This window comes from Stenotrophomonas sp. YJH_SMC_120 (assembly GCF_059368675.1).
This window is the reverse complement of record NZ_JCAFRY010000019.1, coordinates 30388-50469: the sequence shown is the minus strand read 5'-3', so window position 1 is coordinate 50469 and position 20082 is coordinate 30388. Positions and strand designations below refer to the sequence as shown.

Below are 20082 nucleotides of genomic sequence, written 5' to 3'. Positions count from 1 at the left end.
GTTTCCTGCGCGCGCGGAACGAGAGCGAAGTTCAAAGTCAAAAGAAAGAGCAGAATCAAAAGCCAATGCCAACCAAGGTTGGCATCTACCAGGAGCGGGGGATCGGCACTGAAACGCACCGCGCTCGTGGGAACGTGTCCAGAGGCGGAGGCCCCTGCCCAGCCGCACCCTCCGCCTCCCAACGTATCAGGAAGGCGCTGCTTTGGCTTTGAGCTTCGAAAAGCGGGCCGGCGGGCCGCAGGCCCGCCAGCGAAAAACTCATCCCGCCACGATGTACTGCTGCAGCTGATCCAGCTCCCTGCGCTGCGCATCGATCACCGACTTCACCAGGTCGCCAATGGAAATCACCCCCAGCACCTGCGCGCCCTCCACCACCGGCAGGTGGCGGATGCGGTAGTCGGTCACCAGCTGCAGGCAATGCTCCACCTGTTCGCCCGGCGACACCGTCACCACCTGCTTCGTCATGATCTCGGCCACCGCCGTATCGCGCGAAGAACGATCACGCAACACGATCTTGCGCGCGTAATCGCGCTCCGAAAGGATCCCGACCAACCGCGGCCCGTCCATCACCAGGACCGCGCCAATGCCCTTTTCCGCCATCAACCGGATCGCATCGATCACCGCCGCATCCGGCGCGACCGCATGTACTTCAGGAGACTTGCCGTCCAACAGTTGCCGTACCGTGGTCATCTGCCTGCCCTCCGAGGGTGGGTTGCAGGGCCGAGTCTGCCACGGCGGATGCTAGCCACGCGTCAACCAGGTACAACGGCCGCTGCTTGGACTCTTCGTACAGGCGCCCCAGGTACTCACCGATCAGGCCCAGCGCGATCAACTGCACCCCGCCCAGGAACAGGATCACCGCCATCATCGTCGGCCAGCCCGCCACCCGGTCGCCGTACAGCGCGGCCTTGACGATCACCCACATGCCGAACACGAAGGCCACCGCCGCGGTTGCCAGCCCCAGGTAGGTCGCCGCGCGCAGAGGCACGGTCGAGAACCCGGTAATGCCTTCCAGGGCGAAGTTCCACAGCCGCCACAGGCTGAACTTGCTGGTGCCGGCCACGCGTGCGTGGCGGTGATAGGGCACCGCCACGCGCTTGAAACCCACCCAGCTGAAAAGCCCCTTCATGAAACGATGGCGCTCACGCATCTCGCGCAGCGCACTCAGCGCGCGTGGTGACAGCAGGCGGAAATCCCCGGTATCGGCCGGGATCGGCGTACGCGAAAGGCGCCCCATCACGCGGTAGAAGATCGCCGCCGTGGCACGCTTGATCCAGGCCTCGCCATCGCGCGCCAGGCGCGTGCCATAGACGTTGTCATGGCCCTCGCGCCAGCGCGCGACGAACTGCGGGACAATCTCCGGCGGGTCCTGGCCATCGGCATCCAGGATCATCGCCGCCCCTTCGCGCACCAGGTCCAGGCCAGCGGTCAGTGCGGCTTCCTTGCCGAAATTGCGCGACAGCTTCAGCGCGGAGACCCGCGCGTCGGATTGGGCCAGGCGGGCGATCACCTCCCAGGTCCCGTCATGGCTGCCGTCGTCCACGTACAGAATGTGGCCGTCGATGTCGGGCAGCGCGTCGAGCACCGCGCACAACCGCGGATGCAGCAACGGCAGTGCCAGGGCCTCGTTGTAGGCGGCGATGACGAAAGTGAGCCGTTCGCGGGTCATGCCCGGATTGTACGTTGCCGCCGGCCGTAGATCAGGCGGCGCGCGCTCACTCTTCCGAAAGGTACGCGGCCCCGCCCAGCTGCCGTGCCTGCCGCTGGATCCAGGCGGCGCGCCGCTGCACGTACGGCCCTGGCTTTGCGGCGTTGTAGCGCCGCGGTGCCGGCAGCACCGCCGCCAACCGCGCGCTATCGGCCGGGCTCAACCTGGCCGCGTCCTTGCCCCAGAACTTCTGCGCCGCCGCCTGAGCTCCGTACACGCCATCACCGAACTCGGCGATGTTGGCGTACATCTCCAGGATGCGCTCCTTTGGCCACAGCGCTTCGATCAGCACGGTGTACCAGACCTCCAGCCCCTTGCGGATCCAGCTGCGGCCCTGCCAGAGGAACAGGTTCTTGGCCACCTGCTGGCTGATCGTGCTGGCGCCACGCAGTCGCCCGCCCTTGGCATTGTGGTCGCGGGCCTTCTCGATGGCCTGCAGGTCGAAGCCGTTGTGGTCGGGGAAACGCTGGTCCTCGGCGGCCACCAGCGAAATCGGCAGGCTCGGCGCCATCTGGTCAAGGTCGCGCCACTGGTAATGCAGGCGATAGGACCAATCGGCCTCGCCCAGCGCCTCGCCATAGCGCCACAGCATCACCATGGACACGGGCGGGTCGATGAACCGCAGCACCAGGACCTGCAGGCAGCTGAAAGCAGCCAGCAGCACCGGCAGCCACAGCAGCCGTTTCCAGCGCCTGCGGCGCGGGCCTTCTACGACAGCTTCCACCTTGTGCTGCTCTCCCCCTGCCCCCATTACTGGTGCATCCTTCTTCTATCTGGTTGTCGGCGCATTATCCGGCAACTGCCCCCGTTTACGCGCGATGTGAGCCGATGACCGCCAACTCCGATTCCCTGATCCGCTTCCTGCTCCCCGACGCCGGCGTCCGCGGCGTCCACGTGCGCCTGCAGGCTACCTGGCAGGAGATCCTGTCCCACGCCGAGTACCCGGATACCGCCGCCGAACTGCTCGGCGAGGCCTGCGTGGCCTCGGCGCTGTTCACCGGCCATACCAAGATCGATGGACGCCTGTCGATCCAGCTGCGCAGCAGCACTGCCCTGCGCACCCTGTTCGCCGAATGCACCGCCGCCGGCACCCTGCGCGGCATCGCCCAGCTCAGCGAAGGCGGCGACGCGCCGCGCGACCTGTCCAGCCTGGGCGATGACGCGATCCTCGCCATCACCATCGAGAACCCCGGCCTGGACCCGCGTGAACCACAGCGCTACCAGAGCCTGGTCGGACTGACCGCGCCGGAACTGGACGAGGCCTTCGAGGACTACTTCCGCCAGTCCGAGCAGCTGCCGACCCGCCTGCTGCTGGCGGCCGACCGCAATGGTGCCGCCGGCCTGCTGCTGCAGAAGCTGCCGGGCGACGAGGGCGACGAGGACGGCTGGGCGCGCGCCAGCGCCCTGTTCGAGACCCTGGGCAAGGCTGAACTGCTGGCCACCCCGGCCGAGCAGCTGCTGCACCGCCTGTTCCACGAAGAGAGGCCGGCGTTGATGGGCGAAAAGCCGCTGTCCTTTGCCTGCTCCTGTTCCCGCGAGCGGGTGGCGGCGATGCTGCAGTCGCTCGGTGAGGAGGAGGCCCGTGCAGCGGCTGCAGACACCGGCGCCGTCGAGGTCCGTTGCGAATTCTGCGGGCGTGAGTATCACTTTCCATTGACGGAGTTCGGCATACTGTTCCACGGCGCCCAGGGGGCTGTACCGGCGCCTGAACGGCTTCAATGAACGGCAGTCTTGTACCTGGGGAGGATCAAGGCTTGTTAAGAATTCATAAACACCCTAGGATCAAGTTCCCGTCCCCACGGGAACTTCCGTTGTCCGTCCCTGTCTGAACTGGTCCGATGCGTACCTTCCTGCGTCTACCGCTGGCCATGATGATCGCCCTTGGCGCGATCACGGGCGTGCATGCGCAGAGCAAGGACACCCGCACCGTGCTGCCGGTATGGAACAAGGGCAGCGGCAAGGTCGAGGCCCTGCTGTACCTGGAGCCGACCGGTGAGCAGGCGGCCGGGGCGCGCTGGCATTTCGGCCGCAACTCGCTGGATGCGGCCTTTGGCCTGTCCTCCGGCGATTCGCTGGGCCTGCTCTGCAGCAGCAGCGGGACCAGCATGAGCGGCCTGGCCAGCCACTGCATGCTGGCCAGCCTCGGCGACGAGGACGACCTCAACAGCCGGCGTTTCACCGGCACCGCCGCATTGAACCGTGGCAGCAGCCGCCTCGGCATCACCGCCGGCACCGGCCGTGAAACCCTGCCGGCATGGCTGGCAGGCCCGAACAAGACCCCTTCGCTGCGCGCCGAGCAGAATGACCTGACCGTGTTCGCGCAGAAGAACATCGGCCGCGAAGGCTTCGTGTCCATCGCCGGCACCTACGCCAAGGCCCGCCTGGTGCCGCTGGCCGACGCCTCGCCGGCCATTGCCGACCGCTGGGACAGCAAGAGCCTGAGCATCGGCGCCGGCTACGGCAATTTCACCGGCAGCATCATCGGCCGCGTCATCGACGTGCCCGGCAAGCCCGGCAAGTGGGAAGGCCTGGGTATCGGCCTGACCTGGCGCACGCCATGGTCCGGCCAGCTCACCGTGGGCGCCGAGAACGTGATCAGCCGCGGCAAGAATCCGTTCTCGCCACGCAACGAAAGCAACGACGACGGCACCGTGCCGTACGTGCGCTACGAGCAGGACCTGTAAGCTCCCTGCTGCCTCACCGCGACGTTTCCGCGCGCGCTCTCTTCGCCCATCCCCGTAATGACACCTCGCCGCCACCACGCGGCGATGCGCAAGCGCCTGTGCGCGGCCTGGTCCAGCACGGCTGCGCAAAGGCCTGCGCCATCAAGCCTGGCTGCCCCATGAAAAAAGCCACGCCCCTTTCGGGGCGTGGCCATGTCACACATACATATTACGCCGCGATCAGAAGCGCTGGGTGTACTTCATGTACAGGAAGCGACCGATGTCGAAGCCACCGTAGTAGGAGACGTTCGCGCTCGGCTGGCTGTACATGGTCGGGCCCACGCGGCCGAACACGTTGTTGGCACCCACGGCCACGGTCGCATTCCACGGTGCGTTCCAGCGCAGCTGGACGTCGTTGAACACGGTCGCGCCACGCTGGTTGGTCGCGCTGCCCACCGCCACGCCCTGGTTGTTCGGCGAAGCGTAGTTCGGCAGGTTGCACTCTTCCGGGAACGTCACGGCACTCAGGCACGCTTCCTTCATGCCGGAGAAGTAACGGACGGTCCAGCTGGCGCCGAAGTCACCCATTTCCCAACCCAGGTTCAGGTTCGAACGCACGCGGAAGGCGTAGCCAGCCCAGCCCACGCCGGTGCGGGGGTTCGGGTGGGTGACCGCGTTCTTGGTGGTGACCAGGTCATCACGCGAGGTGTAGGTGCTGGTCCACTGCGCGCTGAAGTTGCCGAAACGATCGGTCGGCAGGCGGTAGCTGACATCCAGGTCGAAGCCTTCCACCTCGCGGTAACCGGCGTTGATGCCGGTGCGCTTGAGGTTGTTGACGATGCCGGTCACCGGGTCACGCGTGAACGCCGAGCAGCGTGCCGCGATGTCGTTGATGTAGCAGTCGTTGAGGATCAGGTTGGCCGTGTCCGAGATGATGGTGTTCTCGACGCGGATTTCCCACCAGTCCAGCGACATGTTGAAGTTCTGGATGAAACCCGGGCTCCAGACGAAGCCCAGGGTCTTGGACGTCGAGGTTTCCGGGGTCAGCTGGTCGTTGGAGCCGGAGACGAAGGCCAGCGGGGTCTGCGACGATGCAGCGGTGGTCGGGGTGAAGCCCTGCTGCTGCTGGCGGAAGTTGGCTGCATTTACGCCGGCCGGCAGTGCGGCGGCGCAACGGGCACGCACCGCAGCGTTGGTGCGCGAAGCACCGTAGACCGAATCGCACGGATCGGTGAAGAAGTCGAACGACTGCGAACCGCCGCTGTACAGGTCGGCGATGGTCGGGGCACGGAAGCCTTCCGCCCAGGTACCGCGGATGAGCAGCGAGTCGATCGGCTTCCACTTGAAGCCGAACTTGCTGTTCAGCGTGGTGCCGAAGGTGTCGTAGTCCGAATGGCGGGTGGCCGCGTTGAGGCTCAGCTCGCGGGCGCCCGGCAGGTCGGCCAGGATCGGCACGTTGAACTCGGCATAGACTTCGTCAACCTTGTAGCCACCACCGGTGGGGAAGTTGGCCAGGCCGGAGGTGTTGCCCGACTGCACCAGCGCGTCCGGGCTGAAGCTGCCGGTTTCCTTGCGGTGCTCGACACCCACGGCGAAGCCCAGGTCGCCGGCAGGCAGGGTGAACAGGCTGCCGGCCAGGTTGGCGGTGATGACCTTGGTGGTGGTCTCGGCGGTGGAGTGCGCGGACGGGAACAGCAGGTTCTGCAGGGCGGTGTTGCCGGTCAATGCGCCGTTGGCGCCGTTGCTCTGGATGCCGGCGTGCAGGAACGGGTTGTACGGCACGCACTGGTTCAGCCCGATCGGGTTGGCCACGGTACCGCACTGCGCCACGCCGCTGCTGTTGATGAAGGACGGACCCACCGCCGCACGCAGCGCGGTCAGGTTGAGGTCGCCGGTGCTGGTCTGGACCAGCTTGTTGTTGTTGTACAGGTAGCCGACATCCCAGTCGAACAGGCGGTCGGAGAACTCGAAGCTGCCTTCCAGGCCGCCGCTGAAGCGGAAGGTGGTCAGCTCGGCGCGGGTGTTGCGCGGCACTTCCGAAGTACGACGCCACCAGTTGGCGATGTCAGCACCCAGCGGATTGAACGCACTGCTGGCCGAAATCGGCGAACCGAAGGCCAGTGCGCCGTACGGGTAGCCGGCGATCTGGCGGTTCGAATCGCGGAAGCTGTACAGCATGTTGGTGCGCAGGCGCACGTTGTCGGTCAGGTCGTAGATGCCATCGACGAACACTGCACGGCGTTCCTGCGGGGTACGCAGGTCGGTCTGCAGGTTGGTGTTGGTCTTGTCCTTGGTGGAGAAGCTGTTGACGTTCTGCGCGACGTAGTCGGCCTTGTTGTTCGCGTTGCCACCCTCACGCAGGATCACGCGCACTTCGCGGTTCGGGTTGGATGCGCTGGCGGCCGGATAGGTGACGCCCGGCAGGCCATCGGCCGGACGGCTGACGAAACCGCCGAACTCACCGACGGTGGTCCAACCGAAGTCCGGGTGGTTGGAGCTGCGCGGGAACGCACCGTACGGACGATCGGCCGCCCGCACCTTGTCTTCCTTGGCGTACTCGGCACCGATGGTCAGCGAACCGCGCTCACCCTTCACGCCCATGGTGAAGTCCATGGTGCGGGTGGCACCGTCGCCTTCACTGTACTGGCCGTAGTAGACGCTGCCGGTGGCGCCTTCGAAGTTGGTACGGGTGATGATGTTGATGACGCCGGCGATGGCATCGGAACCGTAGATCGACGAAGCGCCGTCCTTCAGCACTTCGATGCGCTCGATGGCCGAGACCGGCACGGTCGAGATGTCCTGCAGGCCACCGGTGGTGATGCCCAGGCGCTTGCCGTTGAGCAGCACCAGGGTGCGGGTGGCGCCCAGGTCACGCAGGCTGATGTAGGTGCCGCCGACGGCTTCGCCCGAGGACAGCGGCTGGGCACGGCTGATCGGCGGCGTACCCACGGCGCTGATGTTCTGCAGGATGTCAGCGACCGACGAGAAGCCCTGCTTCTCGATGTCAGCGCGGTTGAGGGTCAGGACCGGCTGGGCGGTTTCGACGTCGACGGTACGGATGCGCGAACCGGTGACTTCGATGCGGTCCAGGTTGGTGGCGGTCTGGGCAGACGCCACCCCGGTACCGGCAACGGATGCGGCGCTGGCGGCCAGCGCAACGCACACTGCATCGCGCAGCTTGTTGCTGTTCAACTTCATGGGCTCTCTCTCCATGGATCTTGGGTTGTGTGCTGAGTCCAACCGACGTGCCCCAAAAGGGAGGCACAAAAAACGGCTGGTGACCCGATAGTAGCCACACTTGATCTGGAATTAAAGAGTCGTTAAGAAAATGCCCAAATCGCGTGAAACCAGCCTCACCACGACATACGTTGGCGCATTGAGGTCGCCTGCAAGGCGCATTCGGCACTTGCAGGGCGCCATTCTCCCATTCAGCTGGGAATGAGCGTCTCGATCAGATGCTCGACATAGGCCTCGAAATCCTCGCGGGCCTGCTTGGGTTGCTGCAGCTGCAGCGACAGCTGCAGGAAGCCGACGTAGGCGGCATAGGCCAGGCGCGCGCGATGCCGTGCATCGGTGGAGCTGAGCCCGGCCTGGCGGAACGAAGCAACCAGGTAGTCGAGCCGGCGCTGCGAAACGCGGTCGATCACCGGGCGCACCATCGGGTGGTCCAGCGCCTTCAGCAGTTCGCTGTAGATGATGTGCGGCTGCACTTCGTGCGCGACCATCTGGAACAGCTGGCGCAGGCGCACGCGCGGATCCGGCACGTCCTCCAGGCTGCCGAACACCTGTTCCTGTTCGAACAGTTCCCAGCGTTCCAGCGCCGCCTGCAGCAGTGCATCACGCGAGGGGAAGTGCCAGTAGAAACTGCCCTTGGTCACACCCAGGCGCCGCGCCAACGGTTCCACCGCGACGGCCCCCACACCTTGTTCAGCAATCAGATCGAGAGCGGCCTGGGCCCAGTCTTCGGCACTCAGGCGGCTGTTGCGGCCGGCGCGCGGTTCGCCGGCGGAAGCGTCAGGTTGATTCATGGGCTGATTTAACCATACGCCGGGGTTCGTTGCAGTACGCGGTTGCGGCCGAAACCGTCGCGACGCCCGCCTGGGCACCTGCCGCAGCGCACCATACCGTGCAGTATTGACTTCCCTCACAAGCGATCCATACTAGCAAGTATGGTTACGTCCCCTACTCCCGCTGCGTTCCATGATCTTCGCCTGGAGGCCGCCCATGGCGCACGCCTGGCCGCAACCGCCAGCGACCACGGTCGCCGTGGCCGCGTGTTGTTCGCACATGGCTTCGGCCAGACCCGGCGCGCATGGAACGCGACCGCGCGGGCCCTGTCTGCGGCGGGGCTGCAGACGCTGGCCTACGACGCCCGTGGCCACGGCGATTCGGACTGGAATTCTGCCGAACTGCCCTATCACGGCGAGCAGTTCGCTGATGACCTGATCGTGCTGGCCGGGGAACAGCCACGCCCGCCGGTGCTGGTCGCAGCCTCGATGGGCGGCCTGTTCGGCCTGCTGGCCGAATCGCGCTGGCCGGGCCTGTTCTCGGCGATGGTGCTGGTGGACATCACCCCGCGTTGGGATACCGCCGGTGTTGAACGCATCCTGGCCTTCATGACCACCCATCCCGACGGCTTTGCCTCGCTCACCCAGGCCGCCGATGTGATCTCGGCCTACATGCCGCACCGTCCGCGCAAATCCGAGCAGTCGCTGCGCGCACTGCTGCGCGAGGACGGCCACGGCCGCTGGCGTTGGCACTGGGACCCGCGCCTGGTGGCCGAACTGGCGCGCGACAGCGAGCAGCACCAGGATGCGCTGGCCGAGGCCGCACGCCAGGTGAAGTGCCCGCTGCTGCTGGTCAGCGGCGGCCGAAGCGACCTGGTCACGCCACAGACCGTGGCCGAATTCCTGGCGTTGGCACCGCACGCGCGTCATGTACAGCTGCCGCAGGCCACGCACATGGTCGCCGGCGATGACAACGACGCCTTTACCGCTACTGTGTTGGACTATCTGGACGTGTTGCCCGCAGCGGATGCTGCAGCTTCGTCCGCCACAAACGAGCACGTCACCGGAGCACGCTCATGAGCATCGTTCTTCCCTTCCTCGCCCTGCTGCTGGCAGGCGCGTTCGTCGCCTACCACCGCATGCGGCTGGTTACCTGGACGCTGATCAGCGTGGCCCTGCTGGTCGCCTGCTGGTTCATTCCCTACGTCAACCAGACCGCCACGATCGTGGCTGCCGCCGTATTGGCCGTCATCGCCGTGCCGCTGCTGCCGTTCATCCGCAAGCCGCTGCTGACCGGCCCGATGATGAAGGTGTTCCGCAAGGTGCTGCCGCCGCTGTCGCAGACCGAGCGCATCGCGCTGGAAACCGGCTCGGTTGGCTTCGAGGGCGAACTGTTCACCGGTGATCCGGACTGGAACATCCTGCTCAATTACCCCAAGCCGCAGCTGACCGCCGAAGAACAGGCCTTCCTCGATGGCCCGGTCGAAGAGCTGTGCACGATGGTCAACGACTGGGAAATCACCCACGTCCACGCTGACCTGCCGCCGGAGCTGTGGGCCTTCATCAAGAAGAACAAGTTCTTCGGCATGATCATCCCGAAGGAATATGGCGGCCTGGGCTTCTCTGCGCTGGCCCACCACAAGGTGATCCAGAAGCTGGCCTCGGTGTCCTCGGTGGTCAGCTCCACCGTCGGTGTGCCCAACTCGCTGGGCCCGGGTGAACTGCTGGTGCATTACGGCACCCAGGAACAGAAGGACCAGTACCTGCCACGCCTGGCCGATGGCCGCGAAGTGCCCTGCTTCGGCCTGACCGGTCCGTTCGCCGGCTCCGACGCCACCTCGATTCCGGACTACGGCATCGTCTGCAGGGGCGAGTGGAACGGCGAGCAGGTGCTCGGCGTCAAGCTGACCTTCGACAAGCGTTACATCACCCTGGCCCCGGTCGCTTCGCTGATCGGCCTGGCCTTCCGCATGTACGACCCGGATGGCCTGATCGGCGACACCCGCGACATCGGCATCACCCTGGGCCTGCTGCCGCGCGACACCGCCGGCGTTGAAATCGGCCGTCGCCACTTCCCGCTGAACTCGACGTTCCAGAACGGCCCGATCCGCGGCAAGGACGTGTTCATTCCGCTGACCCAGCTGATCGGTGGCGCGGCCATGGCTGGCAAGGGCTGGAACATGCTCAACGAGTGCCTGGCCGTGGGCCGCTCGATCACCCTGCCGTCCACCGCCAGCGGCGGTGCCAAGGCCGGTGCCGCCGTGACCGGCGCCTATGCACGCATCCGCAAGCAGTTCGGCCTGTCGGTCGGCCGCTTCGAAGGCGTGGAAGAAGCGCTGGCCCGCATCGGCGGCAAGGCGTACAAGATCAGCGCGCTGTCGCAGGCCACCGCTGCTGCAGTCGACCGTGGTGACGTGCCGTCGGTACCGTCGGCCATCGCCAAGTACCACTGCACCACCATGAGCCGCGAAGTGATCTCGGACATGATGGACGTGATCGGCGGCAAGGGCATCATCCTGGGGCCGCGCAACTTCGCCGGCCGCAGCTGGCAGGCCGCGCCGATCGCGATCACCGTGGAAGGCGCCAACATCATGACCCGCAGCCTGCTGATCTTCGGCCAGGGTGCGATCCTCTGCCACCCGTGGGTGCTGAAGGAAATGAAGGCCGCGCAGGATCCGGATACCCGTGCCGGCCTGCAGGACTTCGACCGCAGCCTGTTCGGCCACATCCGCTATGGCATCTCCAATGCCGTGCGTTCGTTCTGGTTCGGCCTGACCGGCGCGCGCTTCGGCGCCGCCCCGGGTGACGCCTACACCCGCCGTTACTTCCGCAAGCTGGACCGTTACTCGGCCAACCTGGCGCTGATGGCCGACATCTCGATGATGACCCTCGGCGGCAAGCTGAAGTTCAAGGAATCGCTGTCCGGCCGCCTGGGCGACGTGCTGAGCCACGTCTACATGACCAGCGCCATGCTCAAGCGCTACCACGACGAGGGCGCACCGCAGGCCGACCAGCCGCTGCTGGCCTGGGCCTTCCATGACAGCGTGCACAAGATCGAGGAATCGCTGTCGGCGGCCCTGCGCAACTTCCCGATCCGTCCGATCGGCTGGCTGATGTGGGCGCTGATCTTCCCGCTGGGCCGTCGTGCCGAGGCCCCGGGCGACCGCCTGAGCCGCCGCGTCGCCGCCCTGCTGATGGCGCCGAACGAAGCCCGCGACCGCCTGGCCAGTGGCGTGTTCCTGACCCCGTGCGAGAACAACCCGGGTGGCCGCATCAACAGCTACCTGAGCAAGGCGATCATGGCCGAGCCGGTGGAGCGCAAGTTCCTGAAGGCGCTGAAGAGCAAGGGCATCGAGGCGCTGGACTTCAAGAGCCAGCTGGACGAAGCCGTGGCCGAGGGCGTGATCACCCAGGACGAGCGCAGCCTGCTGGAAGAGCTGCGCACGCTGACCCTGGATACGATCACCGTGGACGACTTCGACACCCACGAACTGCGCGCGGCCAGCTACTACGACCGCCAGCACAAGGATCCGCATTCGCAGGCCGCCTGATCGCCCGCGATACGCGTTGCCTTCGACGGCGGGCCTCGGCCCGCCGTCGCTCTATCCGACGACCGGAACACCGACCATGTCCACGCCTCTGCTCTCGCTCTACCACCGGCTGCAACGCTGGCCTGCCGGCACCTGGCTGTTCTCGCGCGCGGTCTGCTTCAAGGCGCCCTACTTCGCCAGCATCGCGCCGCGCATCACCCGCCTGGAACACGGCCGCTGCGAAGGCACGCTGGCCGACCGCCGCAGGGTGCGCAACCACATCGGCACGGTGCACGCGATCGCGATGTGCAACCTGGCCGAACTGACCGCCGGGCTGATGGTCGACGCCTCGCTGCCGAAGGGCATGCGCTGGATTCCGAAGGGGATGCAGGTGCAGTACCTGGCCAAGGCACGGGGCATGCTGCAGGCGGTGGCATTGCCGGCCCAGCCGATCGTGGCCGCTGCCGAGGGCTATGCACTGCCGGTGACGGTGAGTGTGCGCGACCGCGCGGGGACGGAGGTGTTCAGCGCGGTCATCGACATGTGGATGTCGCCGGCGAAGTAGTGTTCCCGCGAACGGCGCAGCCCCTCGTGGGTGGGTCGCGAAATGCGGTTTATCGGCTGGGCCGGAGGGGTGGGGCCGGGCGGGGACGCCGCAAGTACGTCCGTGTAGGCTTAGCCGCGCCATCCATGGCGCGGATACCCCGCCCGGCCCCCCCCCCCGACCTCTGACAGATCTCTGTGGCGTCCACCCACGCAAGAGAAAAAAGAAGAGCAAAAGCAAAAGCAAAAGCAAAAGCGGCCCTTCGGCCGCTTTTTTCATGCGCGCAGAACCCACGAGCGCAGCGACCCGCTGTTGCTCTTGATCTTCTTTTTCTTCTCCGTGGGCTGGCCGCACACGGAACCTGTCAGGGGCCGGGCGGGTTGGGTTCGCGGGGGTGTCCGCGGCATGGATGCCGCGGCCAAGCCTACACGGACGTACTTGCGGCGTCCCCCGCGAACCCAACCCGCCCGGCCAACCCCATGACAAGCATTACGCGACCAACCCACGAGGGGCTGCGCCGTTGGCTGGAAATCACGCCACCGCGCGAAACACCAACGCCAGGATCGCAGGCACCGCCTGGATCATGAAAATGCGCCGGCTCACGCTGTAGGCGCCATAGCACCCTGCCACCACCACGCAGGCCAGCGAGAACGTCACCAGCACCGGCTGCCCGATCACCAGCCCCACCACGATGCCTGCTGCCAGGAAGCCGTTGTACAGGCCCTGATTGGCCGCCAGCACCCGCGTGGTCTCCGCCTTCTCCGGCGTGTTGCGGAAGGTCTTCAGGCCCAGCGGGCGGGTCCACAGGAACATCTCCAGCACCAGGAAATAGACGTGCAGCAGGGCGACGAGCAACGTCAGGGTGAGTGCGATCCAGTACATGGGCAGTTCCTTGGACAGGGATGGGGATCGGGCCCCGGAAAATCAGCGGTCGCGCGGCAGTTTCTTTTCTTCGCGCAGTACACCGAACGCGGCTGCGGTCATGCACGCGGCCACCAGCATGCCGCCGATGAACACCACGTGCGAGCCGAACAATGAGAGGCCCTTGTGCACCCAGGCAAAGCTCAGGTCCGCACCGCGGTAGACCACGGTGTCGATCGCTGCGCCGGCCTTGTAGCGCCACTGCCGGTCCACGCGCGTGTAGATGGTCTCGCGCGCCGGCTTGGCCAGTGCAAATTCGCTGGCGCGGGTCATCACCTGCACCACCGCGACCATCAACGGCATCGGCGAGGCTGCCAGAACCGAGAAGCCGATCAGGATCGCGAAACCGGGAATCAGCAGCGCCGGCGCGATGCCGTGGCGCGACAGCAGCCAGCGGGTCAGGCCCACCTGCATCAGCAGCGCCAGCGCGTTCACCGCCAGGTCGATGCGCGAGAAGAACGCGGTACTGGCCGCCGGGTCAGTGAACGCCGCACGCACGATCGCAGCCTGCTGGTTGTAGAGCAGCGTCCCCACGCCCACGCCGAACACCACCATGATCGCCAGCCAGCGCAGCAACGGCTCGCGCACGATCAGTTTCAGGCCATCCAGCACGCTGCCGCCCATCGGCTTCTCACCCGACACCAACTGCTGCTCCTGCTCGCGCAGCACCGCCCAGTGCCGCAGGCGCCAGATGCAGAACAAGCAGATCGCCAGGAAACCGGCTGACACCAGCATCAGGTTGGCGATGCCCACGCGCTGCACCAGCGCACTGGTGATGACCGGACCAAGGAAGGCACCGACGGTGCCCGCCGCGCCGATGTAGCCGTAATACGCCCGCGCCTGCGCGTTGGAGAAGACATCGGCCATGAAACTCCAGAACACCGCCACCGCGAACAGGTTGAAGACGGTGATCCAGAAGAAGAAGGCCATGCCGCGGCCAGGCACGCCGCTGTCGAACATCATGTAGAAGCCAAGCAGGGTCACGATGAAGAACCCGTACACCGCCGGCAGGAACACCCGTCGCGGGAAGCGGCTGACCAGCCAGCCGTACACCGGCTGCAGCACCAGCATGATCACGAACACGCAGGAGAACAGGAACTGCAGGACGAAGTCCTTCAGCGCGATGCCGTGACTGGCGAACCAGGCAATCAGCATTGGCGGGAACACCGTTTCCAGGTCCGCCGAGGCGGCCATGGCTTCACGCACCGGACGCAGCACGTAGTAGCCGCTGAGCAGGCAGAAGAAGTACAGGAACGACCACCACAGCGCCGGGGACTCGCGCAGCGCCGCCATCAGCCCCTGCAGCGGGCCCTTCCCTCGTACCGCGCTCACGCGGCGTCCCTCGCCAGATGACGGCGGTTGGACAGCGGCATGGCAGGCTCCGGGGCGGTGAAGCGCGTACGTTATCCAATGCACTGCAACATCGCCAGCAGGTGGCCGTTTGAAGGCCGCAACGCGGTGTCATGACCGGGTCCGGATGACACGTTCCGATACACGCTTTCGAGGCGTCAAAATCCCAACTTTTTCAACGAGATGCGCATTCATCTTCGCTTTGTTTGTGCACAGAGGAAAAGCGGCGCTAGAATCGCCATCAGCAGTCGCGCACGGGTCCCACCGATGAAAAAGAACAGCCTGCGTCGTCCGATCCGTTCGGCGGCCACCGGTTTGCTGGGCATGTTGATGCCCGTTGCCTTGTCCACCACCGCGCAGACCCCGCCGCCGTTGCCGCCGATGCCGGCCAACATCGAGTCCGCTGCGGCCACCGCCGTTGCCCACACCCAGCCGGCGGCCTACCGTACCGGGCTGGTGCCGCAGGTGCAGGCGCCCGCCGCAGGCTTCAACGTCGCCAATATCGAATCGATGGCGCAGCAGCTCACCTATGGCGAGCGCGTGCCGGGCATGGCCGTGGCCATCGTGCAGGGCGGCCGCATCCTCAGCGCGCGCGGCTATGGCGTTACCGACGTCAACAATCCGCTGCCGGTCGACGCCCACACCGTGTTCCGCCTGGCTTCGCTGTCCAAGGCCTTCGCCGGCACCATGGCCGGACTGCTGGTCAACGACGGCACGCTGCGCTGGGACAGCAAGGTCACCGACTACGTGCCGGGCTTCCGCCTCAACTCGCCCGAAGCCACCGACCGCCTGACCGTGGCCGATGTGCTCAGCCACCGCGTCGGCCTGCCCTACAACGCCTACGACCGCGACATCGAAGGCAACGCCGAGTACTACGCGCTGACCCAGAAGCTGGCCAACACCAGCCTGAAGTGCCTGCCGGGCGACTGCTACGCCTACCAGAACGTGGCCTTCAGCCTGATCGGCGACGTCGTCTATGCCGCCTCCGGCAGCTTCTACGAGCAGTCGGTCGAGCGCCGCATCTTCAAGCCGCTGGGCATGAACGATGCCAGCCTCGGCCTGGCCGGCATCCAGGCCAGCTCGCGCTGGGCGCGTCCGCACGTGCGCAGCCGCAACGGCTGGGTGTCGCTGACACCGAAGCCGACCTACTACCGTGTTGCCCCGGCGGCTGGCGTCAACGCCAGCGCCAGCGACATGGCGCAGTGGCTGCTGGCGCACACCGGCCATCGCCCCGATGTGCTGCCGGCACCGCTGCTGGCCACCCTGCATTCGAGCCTGATCAACACCCCCGGCGAGATGCGTTCGGGCTGGCGCCGCGAGCGCCTGCACTCGGCCGGCTACGCGCTGGGCTGGCGCACCTTCGACTACGCCGGCCACGACGTGGTGTTCCATGCCGGTGCCGTACAGGGCTACCGCGGCCTGGTCGCGCTGGTCCCCGAACGCGATCTCGGCATCGCCATCATGTGGAATGGCGAGAGCGGCCTGCCCAGCGGCCTGCTGCCGACCGTGCTCGATTCCGCGCTCGGCCTGCCGGCACAGCGCTGGCTGGATGTGGACACCGACTTCGGCAGCGACAACCTGATGGCCGAAGGTGCAAGCCCGGCGCAGCAGGACAAGCGCAAGGGCAAGGGCGCTTCGAGCAACCGCGCGGTGGCGTCGCCGCGCTGATCAGGCGGGCGCGACCGTGAGCATGAAGGGCGGCCTGCAGGCCGCCCTTTTTGTTGGCTGTTGTGGAATCGAGCCGCGCTCGACTCTACAAACGGAGGGCTAATGCGCGAAGTAGTGCATGCCGCCGTCCACCGGAATCACCGCACCGGTGATGTAATCGGCCAGCGGCGAGGCGAGGAATGCCACCAGCGGCGCCACTTCTTCCGGCTCACCGAAGCGTCCGATCGGGATGTTACTGGCGATGAACGCGCGTCGGCTTTCCTCGGTGGGATGCAGGCGGTCCAGGATCTGCGGGCTGTTGATCCGACCCGGCGCAATGGCATTCACCGTGATGCCCTGCTCGGCCACCTCCGACGACAGCCCCTTGCTCCACAGATGCAGCGCTGCCTTCGCCGCGGTGGCGGCATTCACCGAACGGGGCTCCATCGAACCGCTGAAGTTGATCACCCGCCCCCATCCCTGCGCCTGCATCGCCGGCAGCAGTGCCTGGGTCAGCCGTCGTGCGGCAGAGAAGTTCAGCGCCAATGCCTCCTCCCAGATCGTGTCGGCTGCATCGACGGTCGTTGGCCGCGAACCGCCAGCCGCGTTGACCAGGATGTCCACACGCTGCAACGCCGCCAGCGACGCGTCAGCAATGCGTCGCACGTCCCCGGCGTCAGTGACATCGCCCAGCAGGATGATCGGCGCGGGTGCGCCCGCCGCTTCGATCCCTGCCGCCAGCGCCTGCAGCGGTGCCTGCCGCCGTGACGAGATGGCAACACGTACGCCCTGCGCGGCCAGTTGCCTGGCGACAGCGGCACCGATGCCACTGCCCGCCCCGGTGACCAGCGCTGTGCGTCCCTCAAGATTCAAATCCATCGTGTTCTCCTTTCAGCACGGCCGGTGGATCCGGCCCCTGCAGTGCATGCTGTTTGATCACCCGTGATTGATAAACTCCGCAAAAGTTTCAGCATTCAACACCCGGAGTGTCAGATGAACCTGCTGGAAAGCATGCAGGTGTACGTGCTGATCGTGGACAAGGGCAGCCTCAGCGCTGCAGCGGCAGCACTGGCCATCTCCCCGACGATGGCCGGCAAGCACCTGCGTGCGTTGGAGGCGCGGCTGGGCATGCAGTTGCTCAGTCGTACCACCCGGCGCCAGCACATGACGCCGTTCGGGGAGGACTACTACGCCCGCTGCCGGGAGATCCTGCGGCTGGTGGAGGAAACCGATGCTCAGGCCCAGTACCAGCACCTGGCACCCGCAGGCACGCTGCGCATCAGCGCGCCGGTGATCTTCGGCACGCATGCGCTGGTGCCGGCGTTGGCCGATTACATGGCGCGCTACCCCGACGTGCGTGTCGACGCGGTGCTGACCGACCGCGTGGTCGACCTCGCAGAGGAGGGTTTCGAAGCAGCCCTGCGCATCGGCACGCTGGCCGACAGCAGCGTGCTGGTGGCACGTGCATTGGCACCGTATCGCTTGATGATGTGCGCCTCGCCCGGATACCTCGCCCGGCACGGTACGCCCTCCGACCTGCTGGCGCTTGCCCGGCACCAATGCCTGTCCTTCGAACCCAGCGCGCTGGCGCAGTGGCTGCAGGCCGATGCTGGCGGGCTCGGCCATGTGCCCACAGGTCGACTGCAGATCAACAACGGCGAAGCGCTGCGTACAGCGGCGCTGCATGGGCTGGGCATCGTGCTGCAATCGGCACTGCTTCTGGCCGCGGATGTCGAGGCTGGGCGGTTGGTGCAGCTGTTTCCCGAACACGGCCACGCGGGGCGGCCGATGCACGTGGTCTACGCCCACGACCGCTACCCCTCGACCCGCCTGCGCAGCTTCATCGATTTCCTGGTGGAGCGCTTTCCACCGGCGCCGCACCGCTAGCATCGACCGTCAGCAAGGCGGTCGAGCATGGCTCGACGCTGCCAATGGCCCCATAAAAAAACCCCCTCCCCGCTGGGCAGCCAGGGAAGGGGTTTCAGGATGCGGCTATCGGGAAGTACTTAGATCAGCGGCGCCGGGGTTGCCGGCAGAGCGACCGGAGCGGCCTTCTTCTTGCGGGCGGCCGGCTTGCGCTTGGCAACCTTCTTCGCTGCCTTCTTCGGGGCAGCCTTCTTGGTGGCCTTCTTCGCGGTCTTCTTCACTGCCTTCTTGGCGGTCTTCTTGACGGCCTTCTTGGCAGTCGCCTTCTTCGCGACCTTCTTGGCCGGCTTGCGGGCCGTTGCCTTCTTGGCAGTCTTCTTGGTGGCCTTCTTGGCTACCTTCTTCGCGGTCTTCTTGGCAGCAGACTTCTTGGCTACCTTCTTCGCCGCCTTCTTCACTGCCTTCTTCGCAGTGGCCTTCTTGGCGACCTTCTTCGCAGCCTTCTTCACTGCCTTCTTGGCGGTCGCCTTCTTCGCGACCTTCTTCACTGCCTTCTTGGCAGCGGCCTTCTTCGCGACCTTCTTCACCGCCTTCTTGGCGGCGGGCTTTTTCTTCGCAGCTTTCTTGGTTGCCATGGGATGGCTCCTCGTCAGTGATAGGGAGTTGAAACGCCCAGGTGGATCAAACCCGCGGATGCTGCGTGCGGGGACCGCCGGCGCGTCAAGCGCGCCGTTACGGATGCGGCAATGCCCGCCTCGATCGGCGGAGCGGGCATCGGAACGGGAGGTGCCTTGCATTTCTCCGGGGGAAGCGGGGCCATGTCCACCGTCATCTGGGTCGCGGTGGTCTTGAAGGGGCTGCTTCGCATCGGACGATTGATTCTGCGCACTCGGTTTGGCAGGCAAGGTCTGCTGAGGCGAAACCTAATCACGGTTTTTTTTACTGTCAACAACCCCCGCGAAAAATTTTCACATCCGCGCCATCCGCGGTGTTGCCTGCAAGGTCGCGACGCTCCGCCCTCGACGACCAACAAAGCACCACGCACGCGCGTTGCCTGCAGCAACAACAACGCAAGCGTTGAACAAAAACCACTTGAAATAGGCACTCTGCGCAGATGCATGCATGTTGACGGCCACTGCATGCACGCAACGCCGGCACCGGCCGGCGCCGGCATCAGCGCCAGCACAACGGCACCGCAACGGGGGGCGAAAAGTTTTCACATCCGGACGCGTCGGCGCGGGGCGGAAAAGCGGATTTGCGCAAAACTGCGCACGCCCCTCGGTACCGTTCGCGGGTCTGCTGATGCCGCGTCGAGGGCGCGCAGCAAACCCTGCGTCATGAGCCGACGTACTCGCCAAAACAAAAACGGCCACCCGAAGGTGGCCGTTGCAGAACCCGTAAACGACGACTCAGTGGTCGTCGTTCTCCAGGGCTTCGGCGTACGCGTCCGGGTCCAGCAGCTCGTTGACCTCTTCAGCGTTGGTCAGTTCGACCACGAACATCCAACCTTCGCCGTAGGCATCTTCGTTGATGGTTTCCGGCTTGTCGGACAGGGCCGAGTTGACCTCGACAACCTTGCCGCTGATCGGGCTGTAGACGTCCGAGGCGGCCTTCACCGACTCGACGACGGCGATCTGTTCGCCGGCCTTGGCGTCGGCGCCGACTTCCGGCAGTTCGACGTAGACCAGGTCACCCAGCAGGCCCTGGGCATGGTCGGAAATACCGACGGTGACGCGGCCATTGCCTTCGACACGGGCCCACTCATGGGACTTGAGGAACTTGAGGTCGCCGGGGATCTCGCTCATGGGACTGCTCCAGAGATATGCAGGGGGGAAAAAACGGGGCT

Annotated in this window: 17 protein-coding genes; 7 read left to right on the top strand and 10 right to left on the bottom strand. The window is 65.9% G+C overall.

Annotation, left to right across the window (positions count from 1 at the left end; translation table 11 throughout):
• Positions 1–258: 258 nt before the first annotated feature.
• From AC5P60_RS17860 to mtgA, 3 genes are read right to left on the bottom strand one after another with little or no spacing between them, the layout of a single operon-like run.
• On the bottom strand, positions 259–690 hold the full coding sequence (locus AC5P60_RS17860) for a CBS domain-containing protein (protein WP_049453692.1): 432 nt from the start codon (positions 688–690) through the stop codon (positions 259–261).
• The gene (locus AC5P60_RS17855; protein WP_012481027.1) at positions 650–1669 is read right to left on the bottom strand and encodes a glycosyltransferase family 2 protein; all 1020 of its coding nucleotides are present in this window, start codon (positions 1667–1669) and stop codon (positions 650–652) included. Before AC5P60_RS17855 ends, AC5P60_RS17860 begins: the two co-directional genes overlap by 41 nt.
• A gap of 46 nt (positions 1670–1715) precedes the next feature.
• The gene (gene mtgA / locus AC5P60_RS17850; protein ID WP_049453694.1) at positions 1716–2459 is read right to left on the bottom strand and encodes a monofunctional biosynthetic peptidoglycan transglycosylase; all 744 of its coding nucleotides are present in this window, start codon (positions 2457–2459) and stop codon (positions 1716–1718) included.
• Positions 2460–2536: 77 nt separating this feature from the next.
• Between mtgA and hslO the strand changes: the two genes are divergently transcribed.
• Together hslO and AC5P60_RS17840 are read left to right on the top strand one after the other, a co-directional pair.
• A complete protein-coding gene (gene hslO / locus AC5P60_RS17845) occupies positions 2537–3430 on the top strand; it encodes an Hsp33 family molecular chaperone HslO (RefSeq protein WP_088470634.1) in 894 nt (297 codons plus the stop codon).
• Between the two features lie 149 nt (positions 3431–3579).
• Positions 3580–4392, top strand: coding sequence for an XOO1806 family protein (locus AC5P60_RS17840; protein ID WP_024956328.1), 813 nt, complete (start codon positions 3580–3582; stop codon positions 4390–4392).
• Between the two features lie 219 nt (positions 4393–4611).
• Here the strand turns inward: AC5P60_RS17840 and AC5P60_RS17835 are convergent, their stop codons facing one another.
• Positions 4612–7569 (bottom strand): TonB-dependent receptor domain-containing protein, encoded by a 2958-nt coding sequence (locus AC5P60_RS17835; protein ID WP_483693809.1) that lies wholly within the window; start codon positions 7567–7569, stop codon positions 4612–4614.
• Between the two features lie 230 nt (positions 7570–7799).
• Complete coding sequence (locus AC5P60_RS17830) at positions 7800–8399, bottom strand: TetR/AcrR family transcriptional regulator (RefSeq protein ID WP_005410690.1); 600 nt, start codon at positions 8397–8399, stop codon at positions 7800–7802.
• A gap of 141 nt (positions 8400–8540) precedes the next feature.
• Between AC5P60_RS17830 and AC5P60_RS17825 the strand changes: the two genes are divergently transcribed.
• The 3 genes from AC5P60_RS17825 (at position 8541) to AC5P60_RS17815 (ending at position 12473) form a co-directional block, all read left to right on the top strand.
• Complete coding sequence (locus AC5P60_RS17825) at positions 8541–9458, top strand: alpha/beta fold hydrolase (RefSeq protein WP_483693810.1); 918 nt, start codon at positions 8541–8543, stop codon at positions 9456–9458.
• Entirely contained in the window at positions 9455–11929 is a 2475-nt protein-coding gene (locus tag AC5P60_RS17820; protein WP_495201793.1) for an acyl-CoA dehydrogenase, read from the top strand. The genes AC5P60_RS17825 and AC5P60_RS17820 overlap by 4 nt, the downstream gene beginning before the upstream one ends.
• 76 nt (positions 11930–12005) lie before the next feature.
• Entirely contained in the window at positions 12006–12473 is a 468-nt protein-coding gene (locus AC5P60_RS17815; RefSeq protein ID WP_005410693.1) for a hotdog fold domain-containing protein, read from the top strand.
• Positions 12474–12983: 510 nt separating this feature from the next.
• On the opposite strand, the gene AC5P60_RS17810 is transcribed toward AC5P60_RS17815, so the two are convergent.
• Together AC5P60_RS17810 and AC5P60_RS17805 are read right to left on the bottom strand one after the other, a co-directional pair.
• A complete protein-coding gene (locus AC5P60_RS17810; protein ID WP_043034500.1) occupies positions 12984–13334 on the bottom strand; it encodes a DUF1304 domain-containing protein in 351 nt (116 codons plus the stop codon).
• A gap of 42 nt (positions 13335–13376) precedes the next feature.
• On the bottom strand, positions 13377–14666 hold the full coding sequence (locus tag AC5P60_RS17805; protein ID WP_172798068.1) for an NTP/NDP exchange transporter: 1290 nt from the start codon (positions 14664–14666) through the stop codon (positions 13377–13379).
• A 324-nt stretch (positions 14667–14990) separates the two neighbouring features.
• Between AC5P60_RS17805 and AC5P60_RS17800 the strand changes: the two genes are divergently transcribed.
• Positions 14991–16391 (top strand): serine hydrolase domain-containing protein, encoded by a 1401-nt coding sequence (locus AC5P60_RS17800; protein WP_005410697.1) that lies wholly within the window; start codon positions 14991–14993, stop codon positions 16389–16391.
• Positions 16392–16490: 99 nt separating this feature from the next.
• Here the strand turns inward: AC5P60_RS17800 and AC5P60_RS17795 are convergent, their stop codons facing one another.
• Positions 16491–17249 (bottom strand): SDR family NAD(P)-dependent oxidoreductase, encoded by a 759-nt coding sequence (locus tag AC5P60_RS17795; RefSeq protein ID WP_483693812.1) that lies wholly within the window; start codon positions 17247–17249, stop codon positions 16491–16493.
• A gap of 114 nt (positions 17250–17363) precedes the next feature.
• On the opposite strand from AC5P60_RS17795, the gene AC5P60_RS17790 reads away from it, so the two are divergent.
• Positions 17364–18257, top strand: coding sequence for a LysR substrate-binding domain-containing protein (locus tag AC5P60_RS17790; RefSeq protein ID WP_005414244.1), 894 nt, complete (start codon positions 17364–17366; stop codon positions 18255–18257).
• A 119-nt stretch (positions 18258–18376) separates the two neighbouring features.
• On the opposite strand, the gene AC5P60_RS17785 is transcribed toward AC5P60_RS17790, so the two are convergent.
• Together AC5P60_RS17785 and gcvH are read right to left on the bottom strand one after the other, a co-directional pair.
• Positions 18377–18871: a hypothetical protein gene (locus AC5P60_RS17785; protein WP_033834039.1), complete on the bottom strand. Its 495-nt coding sequence runs from the start codon at positions 18869–18871 to the stop codon at positions 18377–18379.
• A 774-nt stretch (positions 18872–19645) separates the two neighbouring features.
• On the bottom strand, positions 19646–20041 hold the full coding sequence (gene gcvH / locus AC5P60_RS17780) for a glycine cleavage system protein GcvH (protein WP_005410701.1): 396 nt from the start codon (positions 20039–20041) through the stop codon (positions 19646–19648).
• Positions 20042–20082: the final 41 nt, after the last annotated feature.